Below are 18,526 nucleotides of genomic sequence, written 5' to 3' on the forward strand. Positions count from 1 at the left end.
TTGAGCTGACTGTTTGAAGAGTCGTTCATGCTTTCTTAGGTGTGTTTGCCTTTTTTGTTTGATTATGCACTTAAAAGAAATCGAGATGCAAGGGTTCAAATCTTTTGCAGATAAAACGCTGGTCAGCTTTGACAAAGGGGTGACGGCGATTGTCGGACCTAATGGGTCTGGAAAATCCAATATCACCGAAAGTCTGCGTTGGGCGCTAGGAGAATCCTCTGCCAAAAGCTTGCGCGGTGGCAAGATGCCAGATGTCATTTTTGCAGGTACAGAAACACGTAAAGCCCTCAATTACGCTCAGGTAACCGTGGTGCTGGATAATTCAGATGGTTTTATCCCACAAGCTAAGGAAACCATTCGCATTGAGCGTCGGATTTACCGTAGTGGTGATAGTGAGTATTTGATTGACGGGCGCAAGGTTCGTTTGCGTGATATTCACGATTTGTTCATGGATACGGGCTTGGGTCGGGATTCTTTTTCAATCATTTCCCAAGGGCGTGTGGAGGAGATTTTCAATAGCAAACCCGAAGAACGTCGGGCTATTTTTGAAGAGGCTGCGGGTGTGTTGAAATACAAGACACGTAAGAAAGAAACGCAGACCAAACTCAATCAAACGCAAGACAATCTAGACCGCTTGGAAGATATTATTTATGAATTGGACACGCAAATCGTGCCTTTAGAAAGACAAGCTCAGGTTGCCCAGCAGTTTCTGGTTTTTGAAGAGGAACGCAAGCAACTGCAGTTGAGTATTTTGGTTGAGGATATTCAAACAGATCAAGCTCAGTTGGAGCAGTTGAAGAGTTCTCTGGCGACTGTGCAGACAGATTTGTCGGCTTTTTATGCTCAGCAAGAGCATTTGGAAAAGAAAAATCATGCCTTAAAAGACAAACGTCGCCAGTTGTCTGAAGCCATTTCCAAGGGGCAAGATGACTTGATGCTTGTCACGAAAACTTTAGCTGATGTCGCTCATCAGATGGATTTGATTACCTTCGAATCCAGCCAAAAAGAAGAGAAAAAACAAGCCACAAGTAGCCAATTACAGGAATTGAAAGCTACGCAAAGCCAATTGCAAGAAGAAGTGACACAAAAGAAAGAACACTTAAAGCAATTAAACGAGCAATTGAGCACTACGCGTTCGCAAATCAAGCACTTGGAAGCAGAGTTGCAGCAATTTTCATCGGACCCAGACCAAGTGATTGAGCATTTGCGTGAAGAATTTGTCGGCTTGATGCAAAAAGAGGCAGAGTTGTCCAACCGATTGACCGCGACCTTGGCGGACATGGATAATCAAAAACAATTATCGGCATCCAAGTCCGAAGAACTCTCAAAAACGCAGGCTAATTTAGCAAGCTTGCAAGAAGAAGCTAAGGCTGCTTTGGCGCATTTTGAAGCCTCTCGTCAAGACGTTAAGGACTTGCTAGATACTTATCAAAAGGTACAGCAAGAAACCAATCAGCTTGAAAAAGACTACCACAGCCAACAAGACAAACTCTTTGACCAATTGGATGTGATCAAGTCCAAAGAAGCCAGACAGGCCAGCTTAGCCTCTATTTTGAAAAATCACAGCCAGTTTTACACTGGTGTTAAGGCTGTTTTGCAAGCTTCAGCTCAGCTAGGTGGCATTATTGGTGCGGTGAGTGAGCACTTGACCTTTGACAAACATTACCAGACGGCACTTGAAATTGCTCTTGGAGGAGCAAGCCAGCACGTCATTGTAGAAGATGAGGCATCTGCGAAACGTTCCATTGATTTTCTGAAGAAAAAACGTCAAGGGCGGGCAACTTTCTTACCACTCACAACCATTAAGCCAAGACACCTATCTGCTCAAAACCGTTCACTACTAAAAGGTAGTCAAGGCTTTTTAGGTGTAGCCAGCGACTTGGTTGCTGTGGAGTCACGTCTAGATACCATTTTCCAGAATTTACTGGGAACGACGGCTATTTTTGATACAGTAGACCACGCCAATCAAGCAGCCCGCCGTTTGCATTATCAGGTGCGTTTGGTAACCCTAGATGGAACCGAAATCCGTCCAGGCGGTTCTTTTTCAGGTGGTGCCAATCGTCAAAATAACACGATGTTCATCAAGCCTGAATTGGATTACCTTGTGGCTGAATTGGGAGAATTGCGAAGCTTGCAGTTGCAACAAGAAAAGCAGGTTCAATCCTTGCAAGAACGCTTGAAAGCTCAACAAGAACGCCTGAAACAATTAAAAGCAGACAGCGAACAGGCACGATTTGCAGAGCAAAAGGCAGAGCTGGAATACCAGCAATTGGCAGAACGTTTGACTGATGTTAAGCAACTTTACCAACGTTTGCAAGCCTCAGAAGGTGCGCAAGACGATGTGGCCTTGCAGGAACAAAAAGCCAAACTGGAAGCTGATTTGCAGGCTATTGCTGAACGTAAAGAAGCCTTGAACCTTGAAATTGAGCAGATTAAAGAAAACAAGCAAGCCACCACGCAAAAAGTAGCCAGCCTGCGTCAGCAATTGTCACAGGAAACCTTGACAGAGCATGATTTATTGAGTGAGCGAAAATTTGAGTCTGCCAATAAAACTCGCCTCGAAGTGACTTTGGCTGAAAAGAAAGAAGAAATTGAGCGCTTGGAGCAATTTTTGGCAACGACCAAAGACGACAATCAGTTGGAACGCTTGCCTATTTTGCAAAAGCAACAAGAAGCTGCTCAGGCCAAAAAATCAGAGCTTGACAAACAACTGGTTAGCCAACGCTTCGAATTGGAAGACTGCGAGGCACAGCTGGAAGAATTGGCTAATTTGATGACGCGTGAAAATCAGAAAAACGAGGATTTGATTCGTCAGCAAGCTATCCTAGAAGCTCAAATCAGCCAAGTATCTAGCCGCCTGCGTCAATTTGCTCAGGACTTATCTGAGGATTACCAATTTACCTTGGAGGACGCCAAACAAGCCAGCCAAGCCATTGAGGACATGCCACGTGCTCGCCAATGCTTGCAAGACTTGCATCGTCAAATCAAGGCTTTGGGGCCTATCAATCTGGATTCTATTGAGCAATATCAAGGAGTCAAGGAACGTCTGACCTTCCTAAACACGCAAAAAGACGACTTGATTCATTCCAAAGATTTGCTTTTGGGAACCATCAACGATATGGATGACGAAGTGAAAACGCGTTTCCAAACGACTTTCAATGCCATTCGTGAGTCCTTCAAACTAACCTTCCGCCAAATGTTTGGTGGTGGTTCGGCTGAATTGTCTTTGACGGATGACAATGTGTTGACCGCTGGGGTTGAGATTTCGGTGCAACCACCCGGCAAAAAAATCCAATCTTTGAATTTGATGTCAGGGGGAGAAAAAGCCCTGTCTGCTTTGGCTCTGCTCTTTTCAATCATCCGCATCAAGACCATTCCGTTTGTGATTTTGGATGAGGTAGAGGCTGCCTTGGACGAAGCTAATGTCAAACGTTTCGGGGATTACCTAAACCGTTTTGACCAATCCAGCCAATTCATCGTGGTAACCCACCGTAAGGGAACCATGGCTGCCGCAGATAGCATTTACGGCGTTACCATGCAAGAATCAGGCATTTCCCGCATCGTTTCGGTCAAATTAAAAGAGGCTGAAAACCTTGTGGACTAGCCTTTACAAAGAGAATAAAATGAATCCCAGCTGCTAACAGTTGGGGTTTTTAGGTCAATAGGAGTGTTAGATGTAAAAGTTTTAAAAGAATGCTGTATTCACAAGAAAATTAGAGTGTTTTTTGATAAAATAGGCTTATACGATTCTTTAGGAGTGTAATAATGATAAAGTTAGTAGCAACAGATATGGACGGTACGTTTTTAAACCGACAAGGTTCTTTTGATAAGGCAAGGTTGCGTGCTGTTTTAGATGATTTTGCTCAAAAAGGGATTTTATTTGCGGCAGCCAGTGGTCGTCCACTTTTGGCTTTGGAAAAAATGTTTGCGGATTACCATCATCAGATGGCTTTCATCGCTGAAAATGGTACCTTGGTCAAGGCTGATGGTTCTATTATCTTTGAATCAGGCCTCAGCAAGCCAGCTTATTTGGACATAATTGATACTTTATTGGAAAATCCCTACCTGTCAGGCTACGATTTTTTGTTATCAGGCGAAAAAGGAGCGTATTTGCACCAAAAAGCGAGCGATGAATACGCTCACTTCATTAGCCACTATTATGAAAATGTTCAACGTGTGCCAAATCTAGCACACATAGAAGATGCTATTTTGAAAGTAACGGCGAATTTTTCAGGTGATACGGTGCGTCAAGGTGAGGCTTGGTTTAATCAACGAGTGGATTTTGCGCGAGCTGTTACCACAGGGTTTAAATCGGTGGATATCATAGATAGTCGTGTCAACAAACGCACGGGTCTGGAAGCCCTTTGCCAAGCTTTTGAGATTGATAGCAGTGAAGTGCTTGCCTTTGGAGATAACCTCAACGATTTTGAAATGATGGGATTTGCTGGCACAGCCATCGCCACACAAAATGCCCGCCCAGAAATCAAAAACATCTCGGATGAAGTCATCGGAGATTGTGATGAAGAGGTTGTCATGACTTACATGGAAAGGTTGGCTAAACCATGACAGAGATAAAATTATTGGCTTTGGACTTGGATGGCACGCTTTTTGACAGTCAAAAGGTGGTGTCAGAGGAAAATAAACAAGCCTTGCGTGCAGCACGTGACAAGGGGGTAAAAGTTGTCATCACAACAGGTCGCCCCTTAAAAGCTGTTGAGGATTTGTTGGACGAATTGGATTTAATATCAGATGAGGATTACATCATCACCTTCAACGGCGGTTTGGTGCAAAAAACCAATGGGAAGATTTTGGATAAAAGCCAACTGACACGCGACCAATTGCGGCGTTTGCATGAGGCCTTGGAACCTCTAGGTTTGCCTTTTGACGTGCTTAGTGATGGCATCGTGTACAGTCTTCCTAGTCAGGGCAATCATTCTCATTACCCGCAGGCCAACCCAAAACTTACCTTTGTGGAGTTAGATAGTTTTGATGAGATTCCAAAAGATGTTATTTACAACAAGGTGGTCAGCGTGACCGATCCTGAATTTTTGGATAAGCAAATTTTGCAGCTGCCAAAAGACTTGTATGAGGCATTTGAAATCTTTAAATCACGTGAGATTATTTTGGAAATGATGCCAAAAGGCGTTCACAAAGCAGCGGGCTTGCAGCAATTGATTGATCATCTAGGCTTCTTGCCTGAACAAGTGATGGCTATGGGGGATGAGGAAAATGATCTTTCCATGCTTAAATGGGCTGGCCTAGGTGTTGCCATGGCTAATGCTGTTCCTAAAGTCAAAGCCATCGCAAACCACACAACCACCCGCACCAATGAAGAATCAGGTGTTGCAGAAACTATCGAAGAATACATTTTAAAGGCGTAAATAGAAAGGAAGCGATAGGGCATCGGCTCTGTTGCCTTTGGTAATAGAATATGGGATTATTTGACCGTTTATTTAGAAATCGACGAAAAGACGAGGAAGTTGAAGGCAAGCAGGTTGAGGAAACTGTTGTGGAAACCGAGGAGGTGACTGACACCCCTGAGGAAGGAAAAACAGAAGAAACAAGCACAGAAGCCTCTGACCTCACCTCAACAACAGAAGACACACAAGACGAAGCAGTGGAAGAAACAGAAGAAACGGATTCTACCCCAGCTGAAACTATCTTAGAAACTGTTGAAATCACGGAAGATGAGGATAATTCAGCAGATTTTGAGGAAACTGTGGAAACCCTTGCGGAAAACGAAGAAATGGTTTCAGAACCTTCTGAGGAACTTTCAGAAACAAAAGAAGTCATTTCTGAATCAACTGAAGAAGTTGCTGAAAAGATGACTTCTGACTCATCAGAAGATCTTTCTGAAAATGCAGCAGAAGCTGACCCGCATTTTTCAAATGTCATGGCGGATTATTACGCTAAAAAAGCTGCAGCTAAGGAAGCCTTGGAACGTGGCGAAAGCATCTCATTTGAGCCAATCAGCACACGTCAAGAAGAGCCAGAAGCAGAACCTGAAGTGGTGGCAGAGCCTGTTGAAACGGAAGAAGAAAAATACAACCGCAGCCTTAAGAAAACCCGTACTGGTTTCAGCGCGCGTTTGAATGCCTTTCTGGCCAATTTCCGCCGAGTGGACGAGGAATTCTTTGAAGAATTGGAAGAAATGCTGATTTTGTCTGACGTGGGTGTCAATGTGGCAACCCAGCTTACGGAAGAGTTGCGTTATGAGGCAAAATTGGAAAATGCCAAGAAAGCTGATGATTTAAAACGTGTCATCATTGAAAAATTGGTTGATATTTACGAAAAAGATGGCGTCTTTAATGAAAAAATCAATTTCCAAGACGGTTTGACCGTTATGCTCTTTGTCGGTGTTAATGGTGTCGGAAAGACCACTTCTATCGGGAAATTAGCTTATAAATACAAGCAAGAAGGCAAAAAAGTCATGCTGGTTGCCGCGGATACGTTCCGTGCAGGTGCGGTGGCTCAGTTGGTTGAGTGGGGACATCGAGTGGACGTGCCAGTTATCACAGGACCTGAAAAAGCTGACCCAGCCTCAGTCGTCTTTGACGGTATGGAAAAAGCTGTCGCTGAAAACGTTGATATTCTTATGATTGACACGGCAGGACGTCTGCAAAACAAAGACAACCTCATGGCTGAGCTTGAAAAAATAGGGCGTATTATCAAGCGTGTGGTTCCTGATGCGCCGCATGAAACCTTGTTGGCTCTTGATGCCTCAACAGGTCAAAATGCTCTCAGCCAAGCCAAAGAATTTTCAAAAATCACACCTTTGACGGGGCTTATCCTAACCAAGATTGACGGAACAGCCAAGGGTGGTGTTGTTCTTGCCATTCGTCAAGAATTAGATATTCCTGTTAAACTCATTGGTTTTGGTGAAAAAATCGATGACATCGGTGAATTTGATTCAGAAGACTTCATGCGTGGTCTTTTGGAAGGCATTATCTAAGAAGAACAAAAAAAATTCCTACAACCTTAGTTGTAGGAATTTTTCGTTAAAAGACGCGGTAAACATAAGGATTCTTAGGTTCGTTTGTCTTTTTCATCTCGGTAATGTGTAAAACAGGCAAGGTCTGCTCAAGCGTTTGATTGTACTCAAGGCTGATAGTACCTGTGGCTGTAATCCACGTGTTATTTGGGTAACTCGTGTCGTTACCTGTTGTCAATAAGCCATAAACACCAGAGTCAGCAATACAGTGAATGATACCAAAGCGGAATAAGAATTGATACCCCTCGTGTCCAGGCTCGTTGTAAACAAAGCCTGTGTAGGTGATTTCGCGTCCCGTGAAGGCGTCAGGATAGACGTAGATAAGTTCCATGACTTCCATGTAGTTATCCGTCGTGATTTTAACCGGTCCTGTACCCTCGTATTGTTTTAATTCCTTTTGCATTTCTTTTTTATAAGCAGATGAGGTGAAATACAAGCTGGTATCAGGTTTGAGGTATTGAACGGTGGTGCCGTCCTCGCTGACTGTACCAGCAGAGCCAGCCGCTAGGGGAAAATGGTAACCCTTGGCAGATACCGTTGTCGAATCAAGGGTGACTGTCGGAATCAACAAACCAACCAAAACAGGAATAGCTAAAATAATAGGACTAGCGAATTTGGCCAATTTGCCCTGCAAATGACTGTGGAGCTTCATATTTTTCACCCAAATGACCAGCTGGACAATGGCTAAAACAAAGGAAAGCACAATGGAAATATAGGCTAAATAAGCGTAGTGAGTATTGATGTATTGGTCCAATTTTCCTGAGAGTTGGAGGTACATGGACAATTCAAAATACCCCACAAGAATGATAAAACGAATCATGCTATTACCCCCACCACCAAACAATAAACAATGATAATTGCTGTTGAAACGCTAATAAATTGGATGATAAAAGAGGTTTTGAAAGAATGCAGCATCATCATGAGGTTTTTGATATCCACCATAGGTCCAATCAAGAGAAAGGCTAAAATAGGTGCCGTTCCAAAAGTGGACAGTAGAGATGCTCCGATAAAGGCATCCGCCTCGCTACAAAGGGACAAGATGAAAGCCAGTAGCATCATGACTAAAATTGCCGTCAAAGCATTGCCCCCAATTTGTGTCAACAGACGTGTTGGCAAATAAATTTGCATTCCTGAGGCTACCAAGGTCCCAAAAACCAAGTAGCGCCCAGTGTCGAAAAATTCATCAATCGCGTGAGCTAGGGCGAGGAAAATTTTGCGGTACCAGGTTTCGCCAGAATAATCGTGGAAATGCGTTGGTTTGGCATTGGCTTTGAGGATGTTTTCATCTACCACAAAACCAAGCATGATACCAAGCGTCAAGGCAACGATAATGGCCCCCAGCAACCTCAGCCATAAAAAGCGCCAGCTATTTCCAAAAGCCGAATAAGTGGCAAAGAGGACGATGGGGTTGATGATAGGTGCTGTTGCCAAGAAAGGAACAGCGGTGTAACTCGGTACTTTTTTCTCTAAAAAGCGCGTAATGATGGGCACAATCCCACATTCACACGAGGGAAAAATAAAACCAATAAAGGTTCCAAACAAGATGCGTAAGAAACGATTGCGGGGCAAAAAACGCTGCACCAAATCAGGTGTGATGTAAACTTCAATAAATCCCGACAAAATCGTTCCCAACAAGACAAAAGGCAGCGCCTCAATGATAATGGAGATGAAAATCGCAAACCATTGCAGAACGCTGGTTGGTAACTGATTAAAGATAGCCATAAGATTAATCAGTCACTTTCTTGTCTTTTTTGTCATCTTGTGCCTTGTCTTTTTCAGGGTCACTGGAAACCTTTGGCAAACTAGCAAAGTTGGAAAACATACTTTCCAAATCGTCTTGTCGTTTGTGTGTAATTGCCATAATGAGAAAAACCTCGTTTCTAAAATAATCACCCCCTATTATACTATCAAACCTTAAATAGCACAAAAACGGAGTTGCCCCGCTTGTTCAAAAGTCTTAGGGGCTTTTTTAGGACTTTGTGATATAATAAATCTACTATGAAAAATGAAAACATCACACCTATTGCCCAAGAAATGGGTATCAAGGAAGGGCAGATTGCCAAAGTTTTGGAATTAACTAGCGAAGGCAATACCATTCCTTTTATTGCACGTTACCGTAAAGAAATGACTGGTAACTTAGATGAAGTCCAAATTAAAACCATTATTGATTTGGATAAGAGCATGACGGCTTTAGCAGAACGCAAAGCCACTGTTCTCGCTAAAATTGACGAACAAGGGAAATTAACACCAGAATTGAAAACAGCTATTGAACAGGCTGAAAAATTGGCTGATGTTGAAGAATTGTATCTCCCTTACAAAGAAAAACGCCGTACCAAGGCAACGATTGCGAGAGAAGCAGGGCTATTTCCTTTGGCTCGCTTGATTTTGCAAAACAAACCGTCCTTGGAAGAAGAAGCCAAAGCCTTTTTGACAGAAGGTTTTGACACACCCGCCAAGGCGCTTGCAGGGGCTTGTGATATCCTCATCGAAGCTTTTTCAGAGGACAATCAAGTACGTTCGTGGGTTTACAATGAGATTTGGTCTTATAGTTCGATTGTTTCAAGCGTCAAAGACGAAGCAGCTGACAATAACAAGACTTTCCAAATCTACTATGATTTTTCAGAAAAAGTTGCGAAAATTCAAGGCTACCGCATTCTTGCCCTCAATCGTGGGGAAAAACTTGGTATTTTGAAAGTCGGCTTTGAGCATAATGTGGATAAAATGATTCGTTTCATGGGGGCACGTTTCAAACAAAAAAATGCCTACATTGATGATGTCATTGCCAAAACCATCAAGAAAAAAATCCTTCCAGCCATGGAGCGTCGTGTTCACAATGAGTTAACTGAAGGCGCGGAGGATGGGGCTATCCAACTCTTTTCAGAAAACTTGCGTCACCTCTTACTCGTGTCACCTCTTAAAGGCAAAATGGTGCTTGGGTTTGACCCTGCCTTTCGTACAGGTGCCAAATTAGCCGTGGTGGACCAAACAGGGAAATTGCTGACGACTCAAGTGATTTACCCCGTTCCACCAGCCAGCCAAGCTAAGATTGACCAATCAAAACAGGACTTAGCAGACCTCATTCGCACTTATGGCATTGAAATCATCGCCATTGGAAATGGGACAGCCAGCCGTGAAAGCGAAGCTTTTGTGGCACAAGTTTTGAAAGACTTCCCTGAAGTGTCTTACGTGATTGTCAATGAAAGCGGAGCTTCTGTGTATTCAGCGTCAGAATTGGCTCGCCACGAATTTCCTGATTTGACCGTTGAAAAACGCTCTGCCATTTCCATTGCCCGTCGTCTGCAAGACCCTTTGGCAGAACTGGTGAAAATTGACCCTAAATCTATCGGTGTTGGGCAATACCAGCACGATGTTAGTCAGAAAAAATTGGCTGAAAACCTTGATTTTGTGGTGGATACCGTGGTTAACCAAGTCGGTGTTAACATCAATACTGCAAGCCCAGCCTTGTTGGCCCACGTTTCAGGTTTGAACAAAACCATTTCAGAAAATATCGTGAAATACCGTGACGAACACGGACGTATCACCTCACGTGAGGAAATCAAAAAAGTCCCTCGCTTGGGAGCTAAGGCCTTTGAACAAGCGGCTGGTTTCTTGCGTATCCCAGGGGCTGACAATATCCTTGACAATACAGGGGTTCACCCAGAGTCTTACAAGGCTGTTGAACGTTTGTTGCAAGAATTGAACATTACAGATTTGGATGAGTCAGCCAAAGCCAAACTCCAAGCCGTTTCAGTACCATCAATGGCAGAAACGATTGGCATTGGGCAAGAAACGCTCAAGGACATTATCGCCGACCTCTTAAAACCAGGTCGTGACTTGCGTGATGATTTTGAGGCACCTGTCTTGCGTCAGGACATTTTGGATATTTCTGACCTTGAAATCGGTCAAAAATTAGAAGGAACCGTTCGCAACGTTGTGGATTTCGGGGCCTTTGTGGATATTGGTTTGCACGATGACGGTTTGATTCACATTTCGCAAATGAGCAAATCCTTTGTCAGCCACCCAAGTCAAGTCGTTTCCGTTGGCGATATCGTCACCGTTTGGGTGTCAAAAATCGACAAAGAACGTGGCAAAATCAATCTTTCTTTGGTAGATTTGCGTGAACTTGACTGATTTTGTCAAAGCCGTGTCGCAAGAAGATTTTGGCAAGTCTTTTAATCATGTTGCCGTTTGGAACACCAAGCTCAGAAGCAGTGGCGGCCGCTTTTTCCCCGCTGACGGTCATTTGGACTTTAACCCCAAAATCTACGATACTTTTGGCTTAGATGTTTTTCGGAAAATCGTTCGGCACGAACTTTGCCATTACCACCTGTATTTTGCTGGAAAAGGCTATAAACACGCTGATGCTGATTTCAAAGACTTGCTAAAAGCCGTCGATGGCCTGCGCTATGCCCCCTCCCTCTCACAAAATGCTCCTGCCAACCATTACCGCTGCCAACAATGTGGACAAGACTACCACCGAAAGCGCCGTATCAACACCCAAAAATACCGCTGCGGCCGTTGTCAAGGCAAGTTGCTTATGATAAAATGAGAATTTCATGTGCAAATAATGAACCACATTGAAAGCTTAAGGAGGATTTAATGGAAGATATTTTTGTTGGGCTGACCCTTATTGGTTTAGTAGCTGCTTGGTGGTTTTGGAAGAAACAACCACAACTCAGACCGTAGCTAGTCAAGTTTCATCTGTTTCTACCACCATTTCAACGTCTTCTAGTTCTTCCACAGTTGAATCTTCAACTTCTTCCTCAAGTTCTAGTAGTACAACCGAAAGTAGTTCTTCGTCTGAAGAATTCAAGAAATTTGATACCGAAGCTGGTAAACAATTTGCTGAATATCTAAAACAACAACTAGATGCTAACTATGCAGATGTAGGTTATACTTTTACAGTAACTGGGGATAACTCTACGGTAAATGTTAATGTGTTACAAGATTTTAAGTACGAACCTGAAAGTGAGGTTCAAAGAATGGCAGATGCTCTCTTGAGTTTTAAAAACGGAAAATTCTATACTTGGGCAACTGAAAATGGCTATAATTATAACGATACACCATATTTAATCATGAATGCTGAAGATGGGACACCTCTTGCCTCACAAGGAATTTCTGGATATATGAAAGTAAAATGATATTTATAAATAAAGATTAATACTTATGTCCAACCCATAAAAAATAAAATCAGTCGTAGGGCTGATTTTATTTTGTTGAAAGTGTTATATAATGATTGTAGTAGAGTAGAGAGGAAGTGAAGAGATGAAATCAGTACTCTATAAAAAGCGTGAAAACAAGATGGTTAGTGGGGTTTGTTCCGGAATTGCCGATAAGTTCGGTTGGGACTTGCCTTTGACACGTGTGTTGACCGCTTTGCTCATTTATTTTTATGGCTTTGGTCTTGTACTATACATCCTTTTAGCCATCTTTCTTCCCTACAAAGAAGACATGACACAAAATGATGTGAGAACGGGTCCACGTCGGCGCAAGGACGCTGAGGTGATTGACGAGGATAATGACGACGATTGGATTTGGTAATCCCCTCACCTGATAAACAGATGGGCTAAGGCGGTTTCTACTAGCGTGGGACTGACTTAGTCCATTTTTGGTAAATATAAGTGTCATCGCTTACTTTTAGAGGTGATTGTGATATAATAAAAAGAAAAGGAAAAAGGGTGGAACACGAACGAAAAGCGCAGCTCCCAGCCCTAACCGTTCAAAATCGCTGGGATTGAAAAAAAGTGTTGTGTTTTCGCAAAAAAGTGTTCCAGGTATGAAAACATGACTGTTACTGTCAAAATGTTAGTGGACAAGGTCAAGCTAAAAGTTGTCTATGGTAATGATGAACTCTTGGCCAAGGAAATTACAACGGCTGACATTTCAAGACCAGGTCTTGAAATGACGGGGTATTTTGATTACTACTCTCCCGAACGTTTGCAATTGTTGGGGATGAAAGAGTGGACCTATCTCATGAAGATGACCTCGCACAACCGTTACCAAGTCTTGACGGAGATGATTAAGCCTGAAACGCCAGCTATCATCGTAGCGCGCAAATTAGAAGTTCCTGAGGAAATGTTGGCTGCTGCTAAGGAAAAAGGCATTGCGATTTTGCAAAGTCACATCTCAACCAGTCGCTTGTCAGGTGAAATGTCTTGGTACTTGGATTCTTGCCTTGCTGAAAGAACCAGCGTGCATGGCGTGCTTATGGATATCTACGGCATGGGTGTCTTGATTCAAGGGGATTCAGGTATTGGAAAAAGTGAAACAGGTCTTGAATTGGTCAAACGTGGTCACCGTTTGGTTGCGGATGACCGTGTTGACGTCTTTGCCAAAGATGAAGAAACCTTGTGGGGTGAGCCAGCTGAGATTTTAAGGCACTTGCTAGAAATCAGAGGTGTTGGTATCATCGACGTGATGAGTCTGTATGGTGCTAGTGCCGTTAAAGGGTCATCACAAGTCCAATTGGTCATCTACCTAGAAAACTTTGAGTCAGGCAAGGTCTTTGACCGTCTTGGTAATGGCAATGAAGAAATTGAATTGTCAGGCGTTAAAATCCCGCGCGTGCGTATTCCTGTTAAAACAGGTCGTAACGTATCAGTTGTTATCGAAGCTGCCGCTATGAATTACCGTGCCAAACAAATGGGATTTGATGCGACCAAGACCTTTGAAGAGCGTTTGAGCAAGCTGATTAGTCAAAATGAGGAGAACGAATGATAAATCCCATTGCTCTTCAGTTAGGACCGTTCAGTATTCATTGGTATGCCATCTGTATCGTTTTGGGAATGCTTCTTGCTGTCTATTTAGCCATGCGAGAGGCACCTAGACGGCATATTTTGCCAGACGCTATCTTGGATTTCATCTTAATCGCCTTTCCTCTAGCCATTATCGGCGCACGACTCTACTACGTTGTTTTTGACTGGTCGTATTATGCCAGCCAGCCGCCAAGTGAAGTGTTTGCCATTTGGCACGGTGGATTAGCGATTTACGGTGGTTTGATTACAGGTGCGATTGTGCTTTTTGTGTTTTCTTACTATCGTGCCATCAATCCGCTGGATTTCTTGGACATTGCCGCTCCTGGTGTTATGATAGCCCAAGCTATAGGGAGGTGGGGAAATTTCGTCAATCAAGAAGCTTACGGAAAGATAGTCAGTCATTTGAATTACCTTCCCAATTTTATCCAACAACAAATGTATATTGATGGGGCTTATCGGGTGCCAACTTTCTTATACGAATCAGTCTGGAACCTGCTTGGCTTTATCCTTATCATGAGTGTCAGACGCCAACCACATTTCTTAAAACGGGGGGACATTACTTTCTTCTATCTGATTTGGTACGGTTGCGGTCGTTTCGTGATAGAAGGCATGCGAACAGATAGTTTGATGTTCTTTGGTATGCGTGTATCGCAGTGGTTGTCTGCTATTTTAGTAATCGTAGGACTCTTTTTCATGGTATGGCGCAGATGTCATCAAAAAGATATTCCTTATTATCAAGAAGCATAGAAAGTCAGTTAGGAGAAGAAATGTTAGAAGTAGCACTTTTAATTATTGCTATTGCATTTGCTATATTAGTTGGTGTTTTGATACCAATTGGCATTAAATTGTATCGGACAGTAGATGCGATCAATGAAACTATTGATGAAACCAAACAAACCATTACTGTCTTGACCAGTGATGTCAATGTGACACTCTATCAGACCAATGAATTGTTGGCTAAAGCTAATGTTTTGGTCGAAGATGTCAATGGTAAGGTAACAACCATCAATCCATTATTTGTAGCGGTTGCTGATTTATCTGAGACGGTGTCTGATTTAAATGGACAAGTTCGCCATTTAACGCAGAGAGCTTCTCAGGCATCATCAACAGTCACAAAAGCCAGTACTGCCCTTGCCATTGGTAGAGCAGCTACCAAATTATTTCAAAGAAGAGGAGAAGAATCATGAGTAAACTATTGAAGAATGTTATTGTCGGTATCGCTTCTGGTGCAGCTGTTGCGTATTTCTTGACATCTGAAAAAGGTAAAGAATTGCAACAAAAAGCGAAAAAAGCTTACGATGCTTACAAAGAAGACCCAACAAAATACAACCAAAAAGCAAAAGACAAAGCGACTGAATACACAGATTTGGCCGTTGATACCTTTAACGATTACAAACAAAAATTAGAATCTGGTGAATTGACCACAGAAGATATCTTGGGAGCTGTTAAAGAAAAAGGACAAGCCGTAGCAGAATACACAGGTGAAAAAGTATCAGAAGTCGCTTCTAAAGTATCAAAAGCCGTTGAAGAAACAGAAGCAGCTCATCATGATAAAACAGGTGCTGAAGTCGATGACATCATCATCAACTACGATCCAAAATCACAAGAAGACACAGATGCTGAAACATCATCTGACGATGAACCTGTAAAAGTGAAAGTGGACCCTGAAGAAGAAGCAAAAGCTGATTCATCAGCTGAAGCAGACGAAGATAAAGCCAACTAAAAAAGGCCTAGGCCTTTTGGTTCATTAAAAAACTCCTGAGATAGCTGGTCAAGAGAACTTGAACATCAGCGCTCAGGGAGTTTTTTTATTCTTTTGTTCTGTTTTTGATAGACCGAATCATGCGCGGCACCCCTACAATGGTCGCTAGGCTAATAAGAGAGGCAAATAAGAATGACCAAAGAGGAGCTAAATGCAAAGCAAGTAAAAAGAATGACACAATAACCGTTAAAACGGCAAAAGATGCGATACGTGCAAAGAAAACCAATTCTTGAAAACGTTCATTCTCATGGTCTATATACTGAAAGGTTTTAAATTTTGGGCTAGAGTTTTGCTTTTGCTGCAAATCCTCGTTCGGCTCATGATGTTGTTTTAATGGTGTCGGCATATCCCTCTCCTCTAATTACCTAGCTATCATAACATAAAATGAAAGCTTTGTCATCTTTTTCCAAAACTTGACTAATGTTTCAAAATATGTTTAAAATAGTTGTTGCTCTTTTTAGGAAGCAATCTTTGATTTATCGACTTTTCAACCGCAAAGAAGGGATTTTTTGCCATTGGGATTTGGATAAATTATTATGACTAATCGTTATAGGAGTGGTATAATTAAAACATTATGGAAAAAATAATTATTACTGCGACGGCAGAATCTATCGAGCAGGTTAAAGAGCTCTTAGAGGCTGGTGTTGACCGCATTTACGTGGGAGAGGAAAATTTTGGCTTACGTCTTCCCCATAATTTCACTTACGATGAATTGCGTGAGATTGCAGGGCTTGTTCACGAGGCAGGTAAAGAAATTGTCATTGCTTGCAATGCCTTGATGCACCAAGACATGATGGTGGCTGTTCGCCCTTACCTTGACTTTTTGAAAGAAATCAAAGTGGATTACTTGGTATCAGGCGACGCTGGGATTTACTACATCAACCAGCACGAAGGCTATCATTTCAAAATGATTTACGATGTGTCCGTCTTTGTTACATCAAGCCGTCAAGCCAATTTCTGGGGTGATCACGGTGCCAGTGAAATCGTGTTAGCAAGGGAAATTCCGTCTGCGGAGTTGTTTAAAATGTCTGAAAACCTCCGTTACCCAGCAGAAATTCTCATGTATGGTGCAACGGTTATTCACCATTCAAAACGCCCTTTGTTGCAAAACTACTACAATTTCACGCATATTGATGATGAAAAAACGCGTGAACGTGGCTTGTTCTTAGCTGAACCAGCTGACCCAGAAAGTCACTATTCGATTTTTGAGGACAAACACGGCACACACATTTTTGATACGGACGATATCGACATGATGCCTAAATTGCCAGAGTTGCTAGAACACGGCTTCACACACTGGAAATTAGATGGTATCTATTGTCCAGGTCATAATTTTGTTGAAATTGCTAAGATTTTTGTTCAAGCGAAAAAACTGGTTGAGGCTGGCGAATTGACACAAGATAAAGCTTTCTTGCTGGATGAAAGCATTCGCCAATGGCATCCAAAAGGACGCAGCCTTGGAACTGGCTTTTACGATTTTGACCCGTCAGAGGTCAAATAATACAAACTCTGTTGTCTTGCCATGATTGAGTTACTATTTCAGGGCGTGACAAGACAACCCAACTACATTTTACGGAGAAATTGGTCTTAGACTAATCTTCTCACTACATTTACTATCTTGAAAATAGGAATTACAGAATGTCACAAAAAAAATTAAAACGTCCAGAGGTGTTAGCACCTGCTGGAACACTTGAAAAATTAAAAGTTGCTGTTGATTACGGTGCCGACGCTGTTTTTGTCGGTGGTCAAGCTTATGGTTTGCGTAGCCGTGCAGGAAATTTCACCATGGATGAACTCCGTGAAGGGATTCAGTACGCTCACGAACGTGGGGTAAACGTCCACGTTGCAGCCAACATGGTCACACACGAAGGCAATGAAGCAGGAGCAGGCGCATGGTTTAGAGAACTTCGCGATATGGGCTTGGATGCGGTAATTGTATCTGACCCTGCCTTGATGGTCATTTGCTTGACAGAAGCACCAGGATTAGAAGTACACGTATCAACTCAAGCGTCAACCACTAACTATGAGTCATTTGCTTTCTGGAAAGAAATTGGCGTGACGCGCGTGGTTTTAGCCCGCGAGGTGTCTATTGCCGAAATCGAAGAAATTCGCCAACACACTGACCTTGAAATTGAAGCCTTTGTTCATGGGGCAATGTGTATCGGTTATTCAGGGCGTTGTGTTTTGTCTAATCACATGAGCCACCGTGACGCTAACCGTGGTGGCTGCTCACAATCTTGCCGCTGGAAATACGACCTTTACGATATGCCATTTGGTCAAGAACGTCGCAGCCTAAAAGGCGAAATTCCAGAAGAATTTTCAATGTCAGCTGTGGATATGTGCATGATTGAGCACATTCCTGATTTGATTGAAAATGGTGTGGATAGCTTCAAAATTGAAGGTCGTATGAAATCAATCCACTATGTATCAACCGTTACAAACTGCTACCGCGCAGCCGTTGATGCTTATTTGGAAAGTCCTGAAAAATTTGAAGCCATCAAAGATGATTTGATTGACGAATTGTGGAAAGTCGCTCAGCGTGAATTGGCAACTGGTTTTTATTACAAAACACCAACAGAAGACGAGCAGTTATTTGGTGCTCGCCGCAAAATCCCACAATACAAATTTGTTGGAGAAGTTGTGTCATTTGATGCCGGAACAATGACAGCAACCATTCGCCAACGTAACGTTATCCTTGAAGGAGATGTGGTCGAATTTTACGGACCAGGTTTCCGTCATTTTGAAAACACCATCAAAGATTTGCATGACGCCGACGGCAATAAAATTGACCGTGCCCCAAATCCAATGGAATTATTAACCATTACCGTCCCACAAGAAGTACGCCCAGGCGATATGATTCGCTCGTGCAAGGAAGGGTTGATTAACCTTTACCAAAAAGATGGGTCTAGCAAAACGATTAGAGCATAATAGATAGCAAAAAAGAAGGCTCTATAATTTCTGTAGTGGGTAAAACCACCGTGGAGATTATGGAGCCTTTTTGAGTGTAGAAAAAAAGTC

18 protein-coding genes are annotated in these 18,526 nt (G+C 42.7%); 14 read left to right on the top strand and 4 right to left on the bottom strand.

From position 1 onward, the window contains the following. The first annotated feature begins 64 nt into the window (after positions 1-64). The 4 genes from smc to ftsY all read left to right on the top strand — a co-directional run bounded on the left by smc (position 65) and on the right by ftsY (position 6,952). Positions 65-3,604: a chromosome segregation protein SMC gene (smc, locus tag ACFORE_RS06690; protein ID WP_235280760.1), complete on the top strand. Its 3,540-nt coding sequence runs from the start codon at positions 65-67 to the stop codon at positions 3,602-3,604. 161 nt (positions 3,605-3,765) lie between these two features. After that, entirely contained in the window at positions 3,766-4,566 is an 801-nt protein-coding gene (locus ACFORE_RS06695) for a Cof-type HAD-IIB family hydrolase (protein WP_154455021.1), read from the top strand. Then, positions 4,563-5,381 carry a Cof-type HAD-IIB family hydrolase gene (locus ACFORE_RS06700; protein ID WP_154455022.1) on the top strand — a complete coding sequence of 273 codons (819 nt, stop codon included), beginning with the start codon at positions 4,563-4,565 and terminating at the stop codon, positions 5,379-5,381. The genes ACFORE_RS06695 and ACFORE_RS06700 overlap by 4 nt, the downstream gene beginning before the upstream one ends. Positions 5,382-5,431: 50 nt before the next feature. Continuing rightward, on the top strand, positions 5,432-6,952 hold the full coding sequence (gene ftsY, locus ACFORE_RS06705) for a signal recognition particle-docking protein FtsY (RefSeq protein ID WP_235280761.1): 1,521 nt from the start codon (positions 5,432-5,434) through the stop codon (positions 6,950-6,952). Between the two features lie 46 nt (positions 6,953-6,998). On the opposite strand, the gene ACFORE_RS06710 is transcribed toward ftsY, so the two are convergent. From ACFORE_RS06710 to ACFORE_RS06720, 3 genes are read right to left on the bottom strand one after another with little or no spacing between them, the layout of a single operon-like run. Beyond that, entirely contained in the window at positions 6,999-7,811 is an 813-nt protein-coding gene (locus tag ACFORE_RS06710; protein WP_235280762.1) for a TIGR03943 family putative permease subunit, read from the bottom strand. Further along, a complete protein-coding gene (locus tag ACFORE_RS06715; protein ID WP_154455025.1) occupies positions 7,808-8,713 on the bottom strand; it encodes a permease in 906 nt (301 codons plus the stop codon). The genes ACFORE_RS06710 and ACFORE_RS06715 overlap by 4 nt, the downstream gene beginning before the upstream one ends. A 4-nt stretch (positions 8,714-8,717) precedes the next feature. Further along, on the bottom strand, positions 8,718-8,852 hold the full coding sequence (locus tag ACFORE_RS06720) for an SPJ_0845 family protein (protein WP_154455026.1): 135 nt from the start codon (positions 8,850-8,852) through the stop codon (positions 8,718-8,720). Positions 8,853-8,989: 137 nt separating this feature from the next. On the opposite strand from ACFORE_RS06720, the gene ACFORE_RS06725 reads away from it, so the two are divergent. The 8 genes from ACFORE_RS06725 (at position 8,990) to ACFORE_RS06760 (ending at position 15,469) form a co-directional block, all read left to right on the top strand. Then, a complete protein-coding gene (locus ACFORE_RS06725) occupies positions 8,990-11,122 on the top strand; it encodes a Tex family protein (protein WP_380435068.1) in 2,133 nt (710 codons plus the stop codon). After that, on the top strand, positions 11,109-11,540 hold the full coding sequence (locus tag ACFORE_RS06730) for a SprT family protein (RefSeq protein WP_167829299.1): 432 nt from the start codon (positions 11,109-11,111) through the stop codon (positions 11,538-11,540). Before ACFORE_RS06725 ends, ACFORE_RS06730 begins: the two co-directional genes overlap by 14 nt. Positions 11,541-11,646: 106 nt before the next feature. Beyond that, the gene (locus tag ACFORE_RS06735) at positions 11,647-12,132 is read left to right on the top strand and encodes a hypothetical protein (RefSeq protein ID WP_154455028.1); all 486 of its coding nucleotides are present in this window, start codon (positions 11,647-11,649) and stop codon (positions 12,130-12,132) included. Between the two features lie 124 nt (positions 12,133-12,256). Then, positions 12,257-12,532 (top strand): PspC domain-containing protein, encoded by a 276-nt coding sequence (locus tag ACFORE_RS06740; RefSeq protein WP_168260510.1) that lies wholly within the window; start codon positions 12,257-12,259, stop codon positions 12,530-12,532. Between the two features lie 243 nt (positions 12,533-12,775). Then, the gene (hprK, locus tag ACFORE_RS06745; RefSeq protein WP_154455030.1) at positions 12,776-13,708 is read left to right on the top strand and encodes an HPr(Ser) kinase/phosphatase; all 933 of its coding nucleotides are present in this window, start codon (positions 12,776-12,778) and stop codon (positions 13,706-13,708) included. Continuing rightward, positions 13,705-14,493: a prolipoprotein diacylglyceryl transferase gene (gene lgt, locus ACFORE_RS06750; RefSeq protein ID WP_154455031.1), complete on the top strand. Its 789-nt coding sequence runs from the start codon at positions 13,705-13,707 to the stop codon at positions 14,491-14,493. Before hprK ends, lgt begins: the two co-directional genes overlap by 4 nt. A 20-nt stretch (positions 14,494-14,513) precedes the next feature. After that, the gene (locus ACFORE_RS06755) at positions 14,514-14,933 is read left to right on the top strand and encodes a DUF948 domain-containing protein (RefSeq protein WP_154455032.1); all 420 of its coding nucleotides are present in this window, start codon (positions 14,514-14,516) and stop codon (positions 14,931-14,933) included. Beyond that, positions 14,930-15,469 carry a YtxH domain-containing protein gene (locus tag ACFORE_RS06760; protein ID WP_154455033.1) on the top strand — a complete coding sequence of 180 codons (540 nt, stop codon included), beginning with the start codon at positions 14,930-14,932 and terminating at the stop codon, positions 15,467-15,469. Before ACFORE_RS06755 ends, ACFORE_RS06760 begins: the two co-directional genes overlap by 4 nt. Positions 15,470-15,554: 85 nt before the next feature. Here ACFORE_RS06760 and ACFORE_RS06765 read toward each other — a convergent pair whose 3' ends face one another. Further along, on the bottom strand, positions 15,555-15,854 hold the full coding sequence (locus tag ACFORE_RS06765) for a DUF3270 domain-containing protein (protein WP_154455034.1): 300 nt from the start codon (positions 15,852-15,854) through the stop codon (positions 15,555-15,557). A 228-nt stretch (positions 15,855-16,082) separates the two neighbouring features. On the opposite strand from ACFORE_RS06765, the gene ACFORE_RS06770 reads away from it, so the two are divergent. Together ACFORE_RS06770 and ACFORE_RS06775 are read left to right on the top strand one after the other, a co-directional pair. After that, complete coding sequence (locus ACFORE_RS06770) at positions 16,083-17,009, top strand: peptidase U32 family protein (protein ID WP_154455035.1); 927 nt, start codon at positions 16,083-16,085, stop codon at positions 17,007-17,009. A 137-nt stretch (positions 17,010-17,146) separates the two neighbouring features. Then, entirely contained in the window at positions 17,147-18,436 is a 1,290-nt protein-coding gene (locus tag ACFORE_RS06775) for a peptidase U32 family protein (RefSeq protein WP_154455036.1), read from the top strand. The last annotated feature ends 90 nt before the right edge of the window (positions 18,437-18,526 follow it).

Origin of the sequence: Streptococcus alactolyticus, assembly GCF_042649785.1 — a bacterium.
Taxonomy (GTDB): Bacteria; Bacillota; Bacilli; order Lactobacillales; family Streptococcaceae; genus Streptococcus; species Streptococcus alactolyticus.